At 45.8% G+C, this 17021-nt stretch carries 18 protein-coding genes and 1 riboswitch; of the genes, 13 read left to right on the top strand and 5 right to left on the bottom strand.

Going from position 1 to position 17021, the window contains the following annotated elements:
- The first annotated feature begins 70 nt into the window (after positions 1 to 70).
- Positions 71 to 670 carry a class I SAM-dependent methyltransferase gene (locus tag KP77_RS16350; protein WP_041123797.1) on the top strand — a complete coding sequence of 200 codons (600 nt, stop codon included), beginning with the start codon at positions 71 to 73 and terminating at the stop codon, positions 668 to 670.
- 474 nt (positions 671 to 1144) lie between these two features.
- Here KP77_RS16350 and KP77_RS16355 read toward each other — a convergent pair whose 3' ends face one another.
- The gene (locus KP77_RS16355) at positions 1145 to 2605 is read right to left on the bottom strand and encodes a gluconokinase (RefSeq protein ID WP_041123798.1); all 1461 of its coding nucleotides are present in this window, start codon (positions 2603 to 2605) and stop codon (positions 1145 to 1147) included.
- A gap of 188 nt (positions 2606 to 2793) precedes the next feature.
- Here KP77_RS16355 and KP77_RS16360 point away from each other — a divergent pair, with 188 nt between their 5' ends.
- The gene (locus tag KP77_RS16360; protein WP_041123799.1) at positions 2794 to 4143 is read left to right on the top strand and encodes an FAD-dependent oxidoreductase; all 1350 of its coding nucleotides are present in this window, start codon (positions 2794 to 2796) and stop codon (positions 4141 to 4143) included.
- Between the two features lie 49 nt (positions 4144 to 4192).
- On the opposite strand, the gene KP77_RS16365 is transcribed toward KP77_RS16360, so the two are convergent.
- Together KP77_RS16365 and KP77_RS16370 are read right to left on the bottom strand one after the other, a co-directional pair.
- Entirely contained in the window at positions 4193 to 5734 is a 1542-nt protein-coding gene (locus tag KP77_RS16365; RefSeq protein WP_041123800.1) for an esterase/lipase family protein, read from the bottom strand.
- Between the two features lie 347 nt (positions 5735 to 6081).
- A complete protein-coding gene (locus KP77_RS16370) occupies positions 6082 to 7059 on the bottom strand; it encodes a ring-cleaving dioxygenase (RefSeq protein ID WP_152614763.1) in 978 nt (325 codons plus the stop codon).
- Between the two features lie 161 nt (positions 7060 to 7220).
- On the opposite strand from KP77_RS16370, the gene KP77_RS16375 reads away from it, so the two are divergent.
- The 10 genes from KP77_RS16375 (at position 7221) to phnC (ending at position 14433) form a co-directional block, all read left to right on the top strand.
- Complete coding sequence (locus KP77_RS16375; RefSeq protein WP_052474378.1) at positions 7221 to 7721, top strand: hypothetical protein; 501 nt, start codon at positions 7221 to 7223, stop codon at positions 7719 to 7721.
- Positions 7722 to 7934: 213 nt separating this feature from the next.
- The gene (locus tag KP77_RS16380; RefSeq protein WP_041123802.1) at positions 7935 to 8123 is read left to right on the top strand and encodes a helix-hairpin-helix domain-containing protein; all 189 of its coding nucleotides are present in this window, start codon (positions 7935 to 7937) and stop codon (positions 8121 to 8123) included.
- Between the two features lie 15 nt (positions 8124 to 8138).
- On the top strand, positions 8139 to 8306 hold the full coding sequence (locus tag KP77_RS18260; protein WP_160289547.1) for a hypothetical protein: 168 nt from the start codon (positions 8139 to 8141) through the stop codon (positions 8304 to 8306).
- A gap of 104 nt (positions 8307 to 8410) precedes the next feature.
- A riboswitch (TPP riboswitch) is annotated at positions 8411 to 8514 on the top strand.
- 80 nt (positions 8515 to 8594) lie between these two features.
- Positions 8595 to 9185: a YkoF family thiamine/hydroxymethylpyrimidine-binding protein gene (locus tag KP77_RS16385; protein WP_041123803.1), complete on the top strand. Its 591-nt coding sequence runs from the start codon at positions 8595 to 8597 to the stop codon at positions 9183 to 9185.
- The gene (locus KP77_RS16390) at positions 9178 to 9750 is read left to right on the top strand and encodes an ECF transporter S component (RefSeq protein ID WP_041123804.1); all 573 of its coding nucleotides are present in this window, start codon (positions 9178 to 9180) and stop codon (positions 9748 to 9750) included. Before KP77_RS16385 ends, KP77_RS16390 begins: the two co-directional genes overlap by 8 nt.
- A complete protein-coding gene (locus KP77_RS16395; RefSeq protein ID WP_235420741.1) occupies positions 9743 to 11122 on the top strand; it encodes an ABC transporter ATP-binding protein in 1380 nt (459 codons plus the stop codon). The genes KP77_RS16390 and KP77_RS16395 overlap by 8 nt, the downstream gene beginning before the upstream one ends.
- Entirely contained in the window at positions 11094 to 11792 is a 699-nt protein-coding gene (locus KP77_RS16400; RefSeq protein WP_327063136.1) for an energy-coupling factor transporter transmembrane component T family protein, read from the top strand. Before KP77_RS16395 ends, KP77_RS16400 begins: the two co-directional genes overlap by 29 nt.
- Before the next feature lie 221 nt (positions 11793 to 12013).
- Entirely contained in the window at positions 12014 to 12916 is a 903-nt protein-coding gene (gene phnD, locus KP77_RS16405; protein ID WP_041123806.1) for a phosphate/phosphite/phosphonate ABC transporter substrate-binding protein, read from the top strand.
- Between the two features lie 11 nt (positions 12917 to 12927).
- Positions 12928 to 13680, top strand: coding sequence for a phosphonate ABC transporter, permease protein PhnE (phnE, locus tag KP77_RS16410; protein ID WP_041123807.1), 753 nt, complete (start codon positions 12928 to 12930; stop codon positions 13678 to 13680).
- Between the two features lie 12 nt (positions 13681 to 13692).
- Complete coding sequence (gene phnC / locus KP77_RS16415) at positions 13693 to 14433, top strand: phosphonate ABC transporter ATP-binding protein (RefSeq protein WP_041123808.1); 741 nt, start codon at positions 13693 to 13695, stop codon at positions 14431 to 14433.
- A 222-nt stretch (positions 14434 to 14655) separates the two neighbouring features.
- Here the strand turns inward: phnC and KP77_RS16420 are convergent, their stop codons facing one another.
- Positions 14656 to 15441 (bottom strand): cytochrome c oxidase assembly protein, encoded by a 786-nt coding sequence (locus tag KP77_RS16420; protein ID WP_041123809.1) that lies wholly within the window; start codon positions 15439 to 15441, stop codon positions 14656 to 14658.
- Between the two features lies 1 nt (position 15442).
- Entirely contained in the window at positions 15443 to 15877 is a 435-nt protein-coding gene (locus KP77_RS16425; protein WP_041123810.1) for a DUF2243 domain-containing protein, read from the bottom strand.
- Positions 15878 to 16034: 157 nt separating this feature from the next.
- Between KP77_RS16425 and KP77_RS16430 the strand changes: the two genes are divergently transcribed.
- Positions 16035 to 16901 carry a pirin family protein gene (locus KP77_RS16430; RefSeq protein WP_041123811.1) on the top strand — a complete coding sequence of 289 codons (867 nt, stop codon included), beginning with the start codon at positions 16035 to 16037 and terminating at the stop codon, positions 16899 to 16901.
- Positions 16902 to 17021: the final 120 nt, after the last annotated feature.

The raw sequence follows: 17021 nt of genomic DNA on the forward strand, positions 1-17021 counted from the left end.
GATTCATTATAACCGCTTACATGTGAGAATACTGCTGAGAACCATTATACTTTTCATAAGGAGTGATCGAATGAACCCGTGGGATAGAAGATTTCAAAACGAGACATATATTTATGGAAAAGCACCGAATGAATTTATCGTCAGCGCACAGAAAAAGCTGAATCTGACAAAAGGAAAGCTGCTGGCAGTTGCAGAGGGTGAAGGAAGAAATGCTGTCTACTTTGCTGAAAAGGGCATGAGCGTAACCGCATGGGATTATGCGGAAGAAGGCCTGAAAAAGACCCGGAAGCTTGCCGAGGAACGCCACGTACAGGTTGAAACCGCCCTTGCTGATCTGACAAATGCCACATGGACACCCGAAACATTTGACGCCGTGATCAACGTCTTCGGTCATATCGATCCAGCCGGCAGAGAGCATATGCTGAGCGGAATTAAGAACACCATCAAACCGGGCGGCTACTACATCAGCGAAGTCTACTCAAAGCACCAGCTGCCGTACAAATCAGGAGGCCCGCCAAAAGAGGAATTCCTTTATGACGCCAAAGAAATGCTTGAAGCCTTCGAAAACTGGAAAATCATCCACTTCTACACAGGTGAAGTGATCAGACAGGAAGGAAAACTGCATAATGGCCTATCACACATAATCCAAATCATTGCACAAAAAACCTGAAAATGTTTCACGTGGAACAATGAAAAGTGGAAGCAGGCGTTTAGGGGCGTATGCGGTGGACTAAGGTGGATTGAGATAAAGGAAACACGGTGAACGAAGTGAGCCGATGTTGACTTATCTTAAGGAACCGAGGGAACCGCACTAGCCCCTGCCTGCTGGAACTGGATCTCATGAAAAGTGGAAACGTCCGTTTAGGCCCGACAGGCATAAGACGCGAAGCGGAAAACGGGTGCACTTTCCCGTTTACCGATGCGCAGCTTATGACCCGAGGAGCTAGCGCCTGGAGCTGGATCTCATGAAAAGCGGAAGGCGCTTGATCAGCTCCGACAAGCATAAGACGCGGTGAGAGAAATAGGCGACCTTCCCCATTTTCTCACCGTGGCTTATGACCCGAGGGACTAGGCGTTGGAGCTGGAGCTGTTTCCAAAAAGCGTTCATTTCAATATGAAGTGAACGCTAAATATTCAACGTTTTTCAAACAGTTGCATTAACCAGCTTTTTATAACGTTCAAAAATTTTCATATATTCTTGATGCTGACCCTGAGCAGGCTCTATACGTTCACCTAAAGGGATGTTTTCTTTAATTTGTTTCAACGATTCCTTTTCACCTAGAGCCGTTAACACTAACCAGGCTGCTCCCCAGGCTGCACTGTGATGACTCTCTGTGCGCTGAACGGGCTTATTAAATATATCTGAAAGCAGCTGAACCCACAGCGTTGATCTTGATAATCCTCCATTGACGTAAATTAATTCTGCTGCTTCTCCATCGGCGCCAAGAGAAAGATAGATCTGATACAGGTTGAAGGTGATCCCTTCGAGCACAGCTCTGGCATACTGCGGGACCCCATGCGAAATTGAAAGGCCAATCAGGCTCCCTCTGGCCTCCTGATCCCACAACGGCGCCCGTTCCCCGTTAATATAAGGTAAGAAGATTAATCCGTCTGCTCCAGGTGGGGCTGTTTCTGCTGATAGAATTAATTCTTCATATGTACCAGCATAATTCAAGGTTTTTTTCAGCCAGTCTATCGCCACTCCTCCATTATTTGTAGGACCTCCTGCAATATAATGATCTGGTGTGAACGCATAACAAAACACTTCCTGACTTTCGCTGACAGTAAAGCTGTTTGTCCATTTACGTACCGCTCCGCTCGTACCGGCTGAAATCGTTAGGCAGTTTTCCTCAAGTCCACTGCTGCCAAGATTCGCAAGCTGTCCATCAGCAGATCCTGCGATAAAAGGAAGATTCTGCGGAATTTTTAAGTAACTTGCAATGATAGGATTCAGCTCCCCCAGTCGATAATCGGAAGAAACCGGTAGTCCGAGCTGCCCTTCATGTATACCTGCTTTTTCAATTATCTCATTATCCCAGTACAATGTCCGTCCATCCATCATTCCAGTTGCTGCTGCCATCGCATAATCAGTTACTCTCTCGTTAAACCATTGATAGATGATGTATTCTTTAATCGACATCATATACTTGGCTTTCTGGTAAGGAGCATAATCTGTTTCCTTCATCCACAGCAGTTTTGTTAGAGGCGACATAGGATGAATCGGTGTACCAGTCCGTTTGTAGAAAACAGGACCTTCAGACTCCATCAATTCTTTTGTCTGGCGACCGCTTCTGCCATCTGCCCAAATGATCGCCTTAGACAGCGCGCGTCCTTCCACGTCTACACAGATCAAAGAATGCATGGCACTTGAAAAACCGATACCGATGATCTTTTCCGCATCAGTCCCCGCCTTATCCAATACATTTTTTAACGCGAATACAGCTGATGACACAATTACATCCGGATCCTGCTCTGCATAACCGCCTTTGGAATAAAACGTTTTGATCAACTGTTCTGTTTCAGCTTTTACTTTTCCATCCTTTGTAAACATGACTGCTTTTACACTGGTTGTACCGAGATCAAGACCAATTACAAACTCTTTCATATCATCTCTTCCTTTATCAGACTCATTTTTTAGTGACAGCATATAGATTTTTATGGCATTAAGCATATCATAAATATATTTGTGAAATATTGAACATAATACTTGCATTTCATTCGAGACCGTCGTATACTTAAGTCAAATAGAAATTGTGAATTTTTTCACAAGTAAAAATCAGGAGGAATTTTTACATGAAAATCGCAGTCATCGGAAGTACTCACGCTGGGACAGCAGCTGTAACGAATATGGCCAATATGTATCCTGAAGCAGATATAACAGTCTATGAGAAAAACGATAATGTGTCATTTCTTTCATGTGGTTTAGCATTATATGTAGGTGGAGTAGTTGAAGATCCGCAGGGACTCTTTTACAGCTCACCTGAACAGCTGAGAAGTCTCGGTGTAACAATGAAAATGCAGCACGCTGTACAGGAAATTGATACTGCGCGTAAGCAGATCAAAGCATTAAATCTGGTTACAGGTGAAGAAATAAATGACAGCTATGATAAGCTCGTGATGTCAACAGGGTCATGGCCGATCATTCCGCCAATCGATGGAATTAAGCTGGATAACATCCTTCTTGCGAAGAACTTTAACCAGGCCAATACCATTATTGAAAAATCACGCGAGGTCAAACACGTGACGATCGTTGGTGCAGGCTATATCGGCGTTGAGCTTGTAGAGGCATTCCAGCAGGCGGGAAAGAAAGTAACACTCATTGACGGTGTGGACCGAATTTTGAATAAATATCTTGATGAGGAATTTACAGATCAGGTTGAGCAGGCATTTATTGATCGCGGGGTAGAACTGCGACTTGGCGAAACGGTTACCCGTTTTGAAGGTGAAAATACTGTGGAAGCCGTTGTAACGAATGCAGGACGCGTTGAGACTGATCTTGTCATTATGTGTGTCGGCTTCCGTCCAAACACTGAGCTTTTAAAAGGAAAAGTGGATATGCTGCCAAACGGGGCAATCAAAGTGGATGATTATATGCGCACAAGCAACCCTGATATTCTTGCAGCCGGCGACTGCTGTGCAGTGAAATACAATCCGACTAGAAAAGCTGCTTATATTCCGCTTGCAACAAACGCTGTCAGAATGGGTACACTCGTTGCCCGTAACCTGATCGATCCAGTCATGAAAAACGTTGGTACACAAGGAACGTCAGGCCTTCACATTTATGATTTGAATATGGCATCTACAGGCCTAACTGAAACGAGCGCACAAGCGATGGACATTCATGTGAAAAATATCACAATCAATGAAAAGCACCGTCCGGAATTCATGCCGACTGCTGAAGATGTCATGCTGAAAGTCAGCTACCTGCCTGAAAGCCGTAAAATTATCGGCGCACAGGTATTATCAAAAGCGGACGTAACTCAATCAATCAATACACTCAGTGTCTGCATTCAGACAGGCATGACGATTGATGAACTCGGCTTTGTAGACTTCTTCTTCCAGCCGCACTTCAATCAGCCATGGAATTTCCTCAATAAAGCCGGGCTCGCAGCGGCTGAAACACGTAAAGTGGAGCTTGTCTGATTTTAAAAACACAAAAAGCCCGATCTGATCGGGCTTTTTACAACCTCTGTTAGTACCCAACGCCTTCCTCATCAACAAACACTGTTTCAACCACCGTCCGCTGAAATGTCCGGCCTGAAGGTGTTTTACCTTCCACCTCCACAGTCATATGATAGGACCCTTCTCTAGATGGAATTCTCACCCTCTTACCACTTTGTTTTAAGTGGATTTCCTGTTGCTCAAAGCGTTCGTTTCCCTGTCCATCACCAGGTTTAAAATTGATTTCTGTAGACATTTCCACTGCAGCATGGCGGTTTGCTTTAGATCTCGGGGGAAAGTTTGTTTTTAATGTCCACTTCTTTTTGTCCTCATCAGGCTCCAATATCAGCTTGTCATTCAGGGAAGAGGTGAACGTGACTATCAATGCATACGCAGACGCTTCTTCTGTAGTTGTTTGAATCATCCACTTACCAGGTGCGGGATCTGTGATGTCAATCGTGTGATGATAGGCACCTTGAAAAAACATCGTATGATCCGGGACTGCCGCTACTTCATACTCCTTTTTCTTTCCGTCTGGAGGTGTGATCGTGACTGTATCATGAGGTGCTGCACTCAGCCAGTTCAGCTCTAGGTTTTCAGCTTCCTCCTCCACGTAGAAGTGCTCAGCCGCTTCACCGTGCTGTACGCCTCCCCGCAAGAGCGTATCAAGAGGTTCAACTATATCTTCTGCTGATCCCATTGCTTGAAGCGTCGGGAAATGGGATGCCCGCTGCGATGTTAAATAAGGCTGAAAAATTGAAAATGAGTGATAGCCCTTATTGATCTCCCTGTGATTCCAGTTCCCAACGCCAAGACTTCTGCTATAAGGCAGACTGGCGTTTTTAACAGATACTACACCATCATTTGGACCGGAAATAAACCCATTGCCAAGCCAGTAGCTGCTAAAAAGCGGCCCCGTACGTGTGCCTGCAAGTGAAAAATAACTGTTTTGAAATGCTTCAACCCTGCTGTCAGTGATGGAACGGAAATAATTCATCATTCCAGTCTGCAGGCTTTGTGTTCCCTCACTATTTTCCCCGATCAGATCAGCGAGCCAGCCAACAGACGTACTATTTGCAAGGTCAGCAAGCTCACTGCCATAATGAGGCGATCCAAGCGTAATGACATTGGATACCAGCGGATATTTCCCTTCATGAATCAGCGCCACCTGCGTATCAATTCCTCCCTTACTGAAAGCAACGATCACAAGCTTCTTCCCGCCAAAATGGGCAGAAATCTTCTCAAGCTGACCTGCAAGCATCGCACCATTGTCCCAATAGCTTTTCGATGCACCCCCGGAATCATACAGCTCAACAAAAGCAGTCTCATAACCTGCTGAAACGGCACGGCTGTACATATCATTTTCATCCATCCAGATCGTTGAATCATTGTTCAGGCCCTGGACAAACACAATCACCGGTTTTTCAGGATCTATGTAAGCAGGTGCAGCACCAAAACTGATCGTGCCCGGCACCAGCGAGCGTCCAGGCGGGTTAAGTTCTTCAGATTGAACGGCAGTTGGCAGTGACAGAAGCAGTAATATCATGATTAACGGGAAAAATGATTTTTTCATCTGGCTCTCTCCTATCAGGGTTGTATCGGGCAGTGGCGATACACGCGGATACTGGTAGCTTTCCCTTTTTAAGATGTAGCGATACGATACAGTTCAGGTAGTGATTCCACACTTTTGATGACCCTTTGCCGAACTTTTATGTCGTGTTGAGGGTTTCGTTGGTGACCGGTAAATGAAGGAAAGTGACCGCTAAAACCAATAATCTGACCTGTAAAGTGACTGATGCGACCCGTAAATACCCCGTTGTGACCGATAAACCAATCGATATGACCCGTAACCCACCCGCTTGCTTCCCCACCACAATAAAAAACCGGATACCCGCTCATCAGATATCCGGCTCACACTCGCTATTCTTTTTTGAAAGTCTTCGTACTTCTCACCGTATCAATCGGGCGTACTTTCTGCTCGATTTCTTCACGCTTCGGCTCCAGAAATGGAGGCAGCGACAGCTTTTCTCCCAGTGTCTCATAAGGCTCATCACCCATAAAACCGGGACCATCCGTTGCAAATTCAAACAAAATCTGCGGTGCCACTCTTGCATACAGCGACTTGAAGAAGAAACGGTCAACAAAGCCTGACGTTTGGAAGCCAAAACTCCTCATCCGCTCATCCCACGCATCAAGCATGTCCTTATCCTCGAGTCTGAAGGCTGCGTGGTGAACAGTGCCAAACCCCTGCTGCGCCTGAGGTAAAAAGGTGTTGTGCTCCACAATAACACTTGCGCCATTGCCTCCCTCTCCAACCTCAAATAAGTGAAATGACTTTTCATTGGCAGTTTCCCGGAATAGCAGCACTTTTTCAAGCATTTCCTTAAAATAATCAAAGCGGTCAACACGGACAAACAGTGGTCCGAGCCCTGTAATGGCATATTCAAGCGGAACCGGTCCATGTTGCCATGGCGTTCCTGCTTCAACTCCGCTGTCCTGTTCATCAGAAATCAGCTGATACTGCTGATCATCGAAATCGACAAAGGAAATTGTCTTTTTACCAAACTGCTCCTGCACACCTTTATGCTTCACATTCAAGCGGTCAAAACGTGCTGCCCAGTAGTCAATCGCCGCATCACTCGGCACACGGAATGACGTTTTAGAGATTTCATTTGTTCCGTGATTCCCTTTTGGAATACCCGGAAAATCAAAAAATGTCATATCAGTTCCCGGACTTCCTGTATCATCAGCGAAAAACAGGTGATACGTCTGAATATCATCCTGGTTTACCGTTTTCTTAACCAGTCTCATACCCAGTACATGTGTAAAAAACTCATAATTCTTCTCCGCGCTGCTTGTAATCGCAGTCACGTGATGGATCCCTTTCAGTTCCTTGATTGACATAGGAAAATCCTCCTTTAAATACAAGCTCATATTCATAGCATCTAACGATTAGGATTGAAATGCAAGAATCCTGACTGCACAAGTGTTAAAAATGACAATCCACCTCACATTCCTTCATAATAGTAGGTAACAATACAGAGAGGAGGAGCAAAGATATGAGCATTCCTAAAGTCGATTTTTACTTTGGAGCCCTGTTGTCACACCTGGTAAGTCGCGGATTTTCTCCGGTGATGAAAGAAGGCGGGCAGGACCGGAGAATCTATGCACTCAAAAATGAAGTAGACAGCTACCTGATCTACGCCAAATACTCTTTCACGCCCCGCTTTAAAAAAGAGTCGCGTATCTGGACCTTCTCCTTTTACGATACTGAAATGGAAAAGACGCTCAGAAGCAGGTATGACAGCCAATACCTCTTCGCTTTTATCTGTGGAGAAGAAGACCTTGAGAACACTGAAATTATTCTGCTCACAGCGAGTGAAGTATCTGAGTGTATTAAAACCTCAGAAGCCGGACGGAAGTGGCTGACCATTGAAATGGCTGACCGCAAAAGAACGCTCACCGTCAGAGGCAGCGCACACACCGGACCGGGCTACTCCCTGAAAATCACGCGCAGCACCGACCAGAGACTTGAAGAGCTCCCGACGATGCTTTTTTAAGTAAGCTCTGTTAAAGTTGGCTGTTGATTTCCGCTTCAGGGGGAACGCTTTCCGCAGGGCGTGCGGTGAGCCTCCTCGACGCTTCGCGTCTGCGGGGTCTCACCTGTCACGCTTCTCCTGCTGGAGTCGTCCCCCTTTCGCTCCAATCACCAGCTGCGCTAAAATAACATTCGACTTTAACAAAGCCTTTAAGAAAAAAGGAGGAACATAATCATGAAAAGCGATTTGCCTTCTAACTTAAGTAAACCTTCACAGCGTGCATTTACAACGGCAGGCATCCAGACGATGAATGACATCAGAAAATATACTGAGAAAGAGCTTCTAGCCCTTCACGGAGTCGGTCCGAAAACAATTCGGCAGCTGAGGGAAGCCGGCGGACCTGATACGTTTAAAAGCAATTAAAAGGAGACGGCGCATATGATGACGATCATTCTGATCCTTTTCGTGTTTTTTGTTACGTTCTGTATCAGCGCACTGATGAATATTTTGAATGGCACTGTTCAGGGACGGCATTGGTTTTACTCCGTCTTATTCAGTTTTGTCATTGCGGTGATCGGTGTACTTATTTTCGACCCTCGGGAATAACATATGAACAAAAAGTAAATAAATGGTTTAAATTAGTTTTTCAGGTGTTGCGTATTCCACTTCCTGGTGATATAGTGGTCGTGCACAGAAAAACTACATACCGTTATCTGCACTAGGGGTGCGATTTAGCTGAGATGTGAGCATTTGCTCCGATCCCTTATGACTCGATCAGGATAATACCTGCGTGAGGAAGTGTAGTGACTTCTCTTTTACGTTTCAGGAGCAGTGGCTACATCTTTCGCGGATGTGGTCTTTTTTTGTGTAAAAACTGCTCAGGGGGAATTGAAAATGGAATGTGGAACAAGCAAAATTGTCGGATGCCGTTTTTCGCTGCATCCGATGACCGGAGATTTTATTTCAGTCATTAAAGGCGCGCTGGAGGCAACAGACCTCACGGGTGTCTGGAAGCATACAGATGATGTATCAACTGTAATTCGCGGTCAGGAACAGCACGTTTTTAATGTGATAAAGGCCATTACACTGCATGCTGCAAAAACTGGTGAACATGTAGCGATGAATGCAACTTTTTCAGCAGGATGTCCGGGTGATACTGCAGGAGATTCCTATATGGAAGCAGACTCGAATATTCATAATCATGATGAGACAAAGCAATATGTATCGTCACAGTTTGCGCTGTATCCGATGAATCACCCGGATTATATGAATGTCATTTACCGTGAAGTGGACCGTGCAAAGGAACGCGGGGTTTTCAATGATTCTATGCATTATGCAAGCGGTATTCATGGGGATATTCATGAGGTATTCGATTTTTATGAAGAGACGTTTGGCGCTGCAAGATCAGAAGAACACCGGCATTTAGTCATGACTGTATCGATGAGTATCAATAGTCCATCTCATAAAGGTAATCATCATGCTTAAAAGCTGGAAATTAAAAGAGATCGTCCTGATGTCGCTGTTTGCAGTCGTGTTCGGGATCATTTATTTACTGTTTTTACACGTCGGAAACATCTGGGCTTCGCTTATTGGTCCAATTGCGTATGAGTGGCTCTTTGGCATCTGGTTTATTGTGTCAATTATCGTCATGTCGATTATTAGAAAACCCGGAGCCGCTGTCATTCCTGAAACGATGGCAGCAGCCATTGAGGTCATGCTTGGAAATGCAGTCGGGCCGCGGCTGATTTTAGCAGGTGTCATTCAGGGGCTTGGTGCTGAAGCAGCATTTGCTGCAACAAGGTACCGCCACTTTAATCTTGGCGTCTATATGATGGCAGGCGCCGGTGCTGCTGTATTCAGCTTTGTTTATGGTTATCTGCTCGGCGGATTTGCCGCGCTCAGCACAGAGTATGTCCTGCTGATGTTTGTCATCCGGGTGATGAGCGGGGCTGTCATTGCAGGAATAGGCGGGAAATATCTTGTAGATGCGCTGCTTGCAACAGGTTCATTAAGAGGATATGCGATTACAAAGCGTGATGCACATGCGTAATGTGATTTCGCTGCAGGATGTATCATTCCGGTTTCCTGATGATGAAATGCCTGTTTTTGAACATGTGAATTTCGATGTAAGGGCCGGTGAGCGCGTTGTCATTACCGGTCCGAGTGGCTGCGGGAAGTCGTCGCTGCTCTACCTGCTGAACAGACTTTATCCGGAGAACTGTGACGGGATTGTCTCAGGTACAGTTGAGCTTTTTGAACAACCCGCCTCAATGTATGTACCCGGTGAGATCAACAGGCGCATTGCAACAGTTTTTCAGGACCCCGACAGTCAATTTTGTATGCAGACGGTTGAAGAAGAACTCGCTTTCACACTTGAAAATATGAAAGTGCCCGCAGCTGAGATCAATGCACGAATTCAAAAAGTGCTGAAGGAAACCGGCCTGGAGTCATTCAGAGAGTCTGTCATTCAGACGTTATCCGGCGGACAGAAGCAGCGTGTTGCAACAGCCTGTGCGTGGGTTTTAGAGCCTGAAATCCTGCTGCTTGATGAACCGCTCACACATTTAGATCCGGTCACTGCACAGGATTTTGTGAAGTGGCTTAAGCACTTACATGAAAAAGGCAACCTGACTGTCATTGCGATCGATCACCAGGTTGACATGTGGGGTGATTTCTTTGACCGTGAGTGGCAGATGGTTTCCGGAAAACACCTTGAACCCGCTCTCATACGCGAGCCGCTTCGATCCGGTGAAGTGGCTATCGATGCAAAAGAACTTGCTGTCGAACCGATCGTGTCACCTGCAGCATTTACCTTAAAAAAAGGTGAAATCGCAGTGCTTGCAGGACCTAACGGAAGCGGAAAATCGACTCTTATAAAAGCACTGTGCGGACTGAAGTCCACCGGCGGATCTGTGTCGCCGGAGCGGATTGGATATGTGCCGCAGTCACCTGAATTTTTATTTATCACAAAGTCCGTCCGCGAAGAGCTCTCCTTTGGCGGAGGCAGCGGGATTGATGAAGTATTAAAGCGGCTGTATCTGGATGAAGTCAGTGAGTCAAATCCATTTGCAGTCAGTCACGGCCAGAAAAGGAGAACTGCCATTGGCGCAATGCTTTGTGACGGGCGCCCGGTCATTACAATGGATGAGCCGACTGCCGGGCAGGATGCAGCTGCCTTAAGGGAGCTCGAAAACCTGATCATTGCGCGTGCGAATGAAGGCGTGACGTTCCTCATTGCGACGCATGATATGACTTTTGCAGACCGGATTGCTGATTCACTGCTGTTGCTTTGTGCAGGCGAGCTGAGCGGTCCATATCTTCCTCAGACAGTCTGGAAGAATCACGAACTGCTTGAGCGGCATCATCTGCTCGCGCCGTCAGGAGGTGAATCATGTGATCAACCGCATGAATCCTTCGGTTAAATTTGTCATGATCACTGTCTCAATGATTGCAATGGCATTCTTTTTTAACCCATGGACACCACTCGTTTTTTTCATGGGTGTTGTACTGATTCAACTGTTATTTGCAACAGTATCGTGGAAAACCTGGAGCCTGATGATGCTTCCCTTCCTGCTCGGGGCAGTCGGCTATTTCTGGACAACCCTTGTCTTTGGTAATGAAGACAGCACGCTCGGAACAGCGCTGTCACTCAGTTTTCGTGTACTTGCCTTTTCAAGTCTGTCCCTGCTATTTGTTTTTACAACAAAGCCGGTTGAATTTATCCTGAGCCTGATGCAGCAGCTGAAGCTTTCGCCCAAAATCGCTTACAGCATTCTGGTCGGCTATCAGTTTTTGCCTGTGTTAAAGGATGAATTTTTTCAGATCCGGCAGGCCCAGCAGCTGCGCGGTGTTGAAGTGCCGAAATCCCCTGTTAAAAGGGTCACAGCTATGCGGCACTTGCTCATTCCCATGCTTGCCGGTGCCGTCCGGAAAGCTGAACGGACCGCTTTTGCAATGGAAGCACGCGGCTTTACCGGTGAAGGCGACAGAGATTTTTATCGTAAAATAACGATTGGCCGCGCTGATGCTGCGGGAAGTCTGTTAATACTGGTTCTGCTGTGTGGCAGTATGGCAGCGGGATGGTTACTGTGAAAAACAGCCGGGTCGGCCGGCTGTTTTTTTGGTTATGGCGAATAGGACTATTATCACTTTTCTACGAACATTTACGGCTTTTCTATGAACCTTTAACTCCATTCTGTGAACATCTGCTGTTTTTCTACGAACCCACTTCCCTATAAATCCTTTACTCTTCCCCCAAATAGGCATAAAATTTATATATTGTTCTAAATTTGATCGAAAAGAGGATATTTAAAATGAAAAAAACATTTCTATCTACTGCTGCCTTGATGGCTGCGATCACGCTTGCTGCCTGCAGCGCTGAAGAAAACGAGGACACAGACCAACGAAGCTCAGATGAAGAGCCTTTTACAATCGGTGTGATTCCTGCTCAGACAGAGGGCGAAATGGAAGGCGCGATGAATAAGCTTCAGGACGTGCTGACTGATGCGCTTGGAAGGGAAACTGAGATTGATGTTTATCCTGATTATAACGGCGTCGTGGAAGCGATGAACTTTGATCAGATTGATATGGCATACCTTGGGCCGCTGACATATGTCATTGCGCAGGAAAGAAGCGATGCGAAAGCAATTATTACACAGCTGGTGGGCGGTGAACCGTTTTACCATTCTTATATTATTACGCACCAGGATCAGCCCTTTGAATCGATTGAAGACCTGCTGAGTGACCCGTCAGAAATCGATTTCGCATTTGGTGATCCTAACTCAACATCAGGCTCTCTGATCCCGTCAATTGAACTGCAGGACCGCGGCGTATATGAATCAGAAGACAGCTATGAGTTCAGCACTGTCAGATTTACCGGTTCACACGATGCAACTGCACTTGCTGTACAAAATGGCCAGGTTGATGCTGGCGCGATTGACAGTGCAATCTATAATCAGCTGATTGAATCCGGAAAAATTGATGACAGCCAGCTGAAAGTCATCTGGACGTCAGAGCCTTTATTCCAATATCCGTGGGCTGTCACTGCAGGTACGGATGAAGAAACGATCTCTGTGCTGAAGGATGCATTTTTAGCAATTGAAGATCCTGAAATTCTTGATGCATTCGGTGCATCGGGCTTCACAGAAGCATCACCTGAGGATTATGACAGTATTTTAGATGCTGCTGAAAAACAGGGCATTTTAGATGCTGAATAGGGCTGACCGCTGTGTGGTTTAAGAAAAAACATATTGCGCTCGCTGTGATTCTGACCGCTTTTGTTTTTCTCAGCATGCGAATGACTGAGTTTGATCTTTCTAAGTTTCGTGACTTTGGCAACATGATTGAATTCTTAGGACAATGGTTTCCGATGGACACAACGAAGCTGCCGCTGATGCTTGAGGATGCCGGAGAAACGCTTGCGATGGCGTTTCTCGGCAGCTTTCTGGCACTTTTCATTGCACTTCCGGTCAGCTTTTTAGCTGCGAAGAACACTGCGCCTAAAGGGTTTTTCTATTTACTGAGAACGTCTCTGAGCTTTATACGCTCAGTTCCTGAAATTGTGATCGGACTGATTTTGCTGACGATGCTTGGTCTCGGTCCATTCCCGGCAGTGATTGCAATTATGATTCACAATATCGGTGTCCTTGGAAAACTGATTTCAGAACTAATTGAAGCAGCTGACCCCGGCCCGCAGGAAGCCATGCGCGCAGTAGGAGCAGGACGCTGGACTGCCCATCTGTTCGGTATTCTGCCTCAGATCTGGCCAAATGTTCTATCACACTTTTTCTATCGGTTTGAAGTCGCGATCCGTACTTCTCTCGTTCTCGGATTCATTGGAGGCGGCGGGATCGGGCAGCGATTGTTCAATGATTTTAAGACGTTTCAGTACAGTGCCGTGGCGCTTGATGTACTGATTATTATGGTGATGGTGATTATCATTGATTTTCTCACCAGCTATATCAGAAACCGTGTGATCTAAGGAGGGAACAGGATGATCGAATGTAAGAATGTGTCAGTAACGTATCCGGGTTCTCATACCAAAGCAATCCAGGCGGTTAATCTGACATTTACAAAAGGTGAATTCATCTGTGTACTCGGTAAAAGCGGTGCTGGCAAATCAACATTTATCCGCTGTCTGAATGGTCTGCAGATGCCGACTGAAGGCGATATCAGACTTCAGGGCCGTAAGCTGAATTCACTGAAAGAGGCTGAACTGCGGGAGATCCGCCGCCACACAGGTATGATCTTTCAACATTTCAATCTGATTCCCCGGCTGACAGTCATCCAGAATGTGCTCACCGGCCTGTTTGGCAGCCGCTCTTCTTTTAAAAGTGTGACAGGCCTTTTTACAAATGAAGAAAAAGAGGCTGCCAATGCTGCAATTTCAAACGTCGGATTAACAGGCTTTGAAAACCGCCGCGTCGAACAGCTCTCAGGCGGCCAAAAGCAGCGCGTGGGCATTGCCCGTGCACTCTTGCAGCAGCCTGTTGTCCTGCTTGGGGACGAGCCCGTTGCCTCCCTTGACCCTGGAACAGCAAATCAAATCTTTACACTATTACGCAATATGCATGATGACCTTGGCTTGCTGACGATCATCAACGTTCATGACCTTCAGCTCGCGAAAAAGTATGCTGACCGCGTGATTGCACTGCGTGAGGGCGAAGTGATTTTTGATGGCTTGCCGGAGGAGTTTGGGGATAATGAATATATGAAAACATATGGTGATGAATGAGATACAGCCGGAAGCAATTGTGCGCTTCCGGCTGTTTTTGTTGTCGAGGGAGTGTTGTAGTGTAAAAGTCCCTGAGTGTTGAAGTTTTGGTGGTGAACGTCGAAGGTGGGCAGGTAAACGTTGAAGTTCACATGTTTTGTGCCGAACACACATCCTTTTCCGTTGAACACCACCCATTTTACGCCGAACAAACACCGCCTATCTCAAAATTTTAACCTTTAATCATACAGGAGAGGGGTTATTCTGGATCGTATAAGTTCTCTGACGGGCACGGTACCATTGATAGCATATGAGGATAATCAATATAACATCTATCACATCACCGCCATAGTACATCAGCATCGCACCGTTTTCTCCAGCTGTCCGGCTAATTCCTTCCGGTGGATCTGCATAAATCATTTTTGAGAGGATTTTATGTCCTGCAAGTGCAAGGATCAGAACTGTTGCACGATGATAAAACGAGTAGCGGCGGGCAGTGAAGTCTACTTCCAATATGATATGTGTAAACAAATATCCTGCCAAAAATACGTGCAAATGAATAAGGATAAACAGGACGAGTGATGAATGCATCTGGTGAAACAGATCGGTCATATAAAGCAGGAATAGCCCGCCAATATTTAAACATGCTCCTGTTACAGGTAAGTGCAACAACCTGACATACCGGCTTCTTCTCACCCATACGGACAGCCGCCTGGCTTTTTTAACAGGAAGCGACCTTAACATTAATGTAAGCGGCTTAGACACCACGATTAAAAGTGGTGATAGCATCCCAAGCAACAAGTGAATAACCATATGTATAATAAAATTGCTATGGGCTTCATTTGCCAGAGGACCCGCAAGACTGATGACAGCTGTTAATACGCCTGCAGTAAAAAGTCCAAAACGATAGAGAGGCCAGTTCGACTGCTTTTCATAGGCGAGATAATAAACTGTTAATGCAGTCACGCCAATGACTATAACGGTGATTTCAAAGCCGGCTCCCGGAAAGGGCGTATGGACATGCTCCATTTCAGTTTGCTTCCCTGCTGAATGACGTTCTCTTCAACATGATGGCGCCTGCAATTAACAGAACAACCGCGAATATATTCCATGCAAGATCATACGGCAGTATATCAACGCCATAGCGGATTTGATGAATCTGCAATAATTTATGACTGACAATCCCATCAAACAATTGGAAACCACCTGCACCCAGACAGACGCTTCCACTCCATTTAATCCAGTGGATATGTACTTTTCTTCTCAGATCTGCAAATAAAAATAGTCCAAACACCGCTGCAAAGAAGCCGAATGAAGTTAATAAACCATCAGTGAGAATCCCAAATCCGGTTGTGTCACGGTCATAAAAATGATGCCACTGGAGCAACTGATGGAAAATGACTTCATCAATGATTACCATGAGACCAATTCCAAATAATACGCCTGACCAAAGATGCTGCCTCATCTTTCTCACCCCTTTTTCATCATTGCTTTTCAAGTACCCTATTACATTTTGCCAAAACTGTATTTCTCATTATTTTCCACAGAAAAACTTCAGTCTATCGGATGATTGGTTTTCACAGGTGAAATATGGTTCAGTAGTATAAGAAGGAGTGATTCAAATGACTGAAGAAAATCGTTTCAAACGGGATATAAAAGATCATTGGAGAGTTTCTTATAATCAAAACGGATACCCTCACGTTCAGCAGGGCTGGATCCTGCCGCCTGAGCGTATGAAGGAGTTTGATCCTTTTATTTTAATGGCAGATGACTGGTTTAAGCGCGGTACATTTTCCGACCATCCGCACAGAGGTTTTCAGACGATTACGTATGTAGTGGATGGACGCCTTGAGCATATTGATAACCACGGCGGACATTCCGTTCTGGATGCAGGCGACGTTCAGTATATGAATGCCGGCTGGGCTGCTCGTCACGGTGAGGAAGCAGTGGATGACGACCTGATTCACACATTCCAGCTCTGGCTCAACCTGCCACATGAGCTGCGTACAACCACAACTTCTTATCAGAATGTGTATATTGAAGATGCACCTGTAGCTGAAGTGGACGGCGGCAGTGTCCGCGTCTATTCAGGGGAAGTTGCCGGTGTGAAGGGGCCTATGGAAAGTCTTGTTCCTATTACGATGACAGAGATCCGCCTGAAAGAAGGCGCCGAATATAAACATATTATTCCGGAAAATCATAATGGATTTTTCTATGTGACAGCAGGTGAAATAGAAGCAGGAGAATCTGCTGTTCCGCTTTCAAAAACGGATGTAGGACTGCTCACGTATAAAGAAGATGGAACAGAAGCAGAAAGTGAGCTGACGATCCGCGCTAAAACACGTGCACGCCTGCTGCTTTATTCAGGTGTTCCGATCAAAGAGGAATATGTGGCACATGGACCATTTGTGATGAGCAATATGGATGAAATCCGTGATGCCATGCGTGATTTTCAGGCCGGAAAGTTTGGCAAGCCTGCAATCAAATAAAGAACTCAAAACTGGCGCCCTTGATATGCTCCCTTCAAAGTAGACAGAGAAATAATAAAACTTCTCTACTACTATGAAGGGGGCATTTTTGTGTCTAAAAGAACGACTGATTATACAATA

It is taken from the genome of Jeotgalibacillus alimentarius (assembly GCF_000829445.1).
GTDB lineage: Bacteria > Bacillota > Bacilli > Bacillales > Jeotgalibacillaceae > Jeotgalibacillus > Jeotgalibacillus alimentarius.

Coding starts and splice junctions, on each gene's coding strand:
- phnC (WP_041123808.1), top strand. CDS start 13,693: ATGATCGAATGTAAGAATGTGTCAGTAACGTATCCGGGTTCTCATACC.
- phnD (WP_041123806.1), top strand. CDS start 12,014: ATGAAAAAAACATTTCTATCTACTGCTGCCTTGATGGCTGCGATCACG.
- KP77_RS16365 (WP_041123800.1), bottom strand. CDS start 5,734: ATGAAAAAATCATTTTTCCCGTTAATCATGATATTACTGCTTCTGTCA.
- KP77_RS16420 (WP_041123809.1), bottom strand. CDS start 15,441: ATGGAGCATGTCCATACGCCCTTTCCGGGAGCCGGCTTTGAAATCACC.
- KP77_RS16355 (WP_041123798.1), bottom strand. CDS start 2,605: ATGAAAGAGTTTGTAATTGGTCTTGATCTCGGTACAACCAGTGTAAAA.
- KP77_RS16390 (WP_041123804.1), top strand. CDS start 9,178: ATGCTTAAAAGCTGGAAATTAAAAGAGATCGTCCTGATGTCGCTGTTT.
- KP77_RS16380 (WP_041123802.1), top strand. CDS start 7,935: ATGAAAAGCGATTTGCCTTCTAACTTAAGTAAACCTTCACAGCGTGCA.
- KP77_RS18260 (WP_160289547.1), top strand. CDS start 8,139: ATGATGACGATCATTCTGATCCTTTTCGTGTTTTTTGTTACGTTCTGT.
- KP77_RS16375 (WP_052474378.1), top strand. CDS start 7,221: ATGAGCATTCCTAAAGTCGATTTTTACTTTGGAGCCCTGTTGTCACAC.
- KP77_RS16395 (WP_235420741.1), top strand. CDS start 9,743: ATGCGTAATGTGATTTCGCTGCAGGATGTATCATTCCGGTTTCCTGAT.
- KP77_RS16430 (WP_041123811.1), top strand. CDS start 16,035: ATGACTGAAGAAAATCGTTTCAAACGGGATATAAAAGATCATTGGAGA.
- KP77_RS16350 (WP_041123797.1), top strand. CDS start 71: ATGAACCCGTGGGATAGAAGATTTCAAAACGAGACATATATTTATGGA.
- KP77_RS16385 (WP_041123803.1), top strand. CDS start 8,595: ATGGAATGTGGAACAAGCAAAATTGTCGGATGCCGTTTTTCGCTGCAT.
- KP77_RS16360 (WP_041123799.1), top strand. CDS start 2,794: ATGAAAATCGCAGTCATCGGAAGTACTCACGCTGGGACAGCAGCTGTA.
- KP77_RS16425 (WP_041123810.1), bottom strand. CDS start 15,877: ATGAGGCAGCATCTTTGGTCAGGCGTATTATTTGGAATTGGTCTCATG.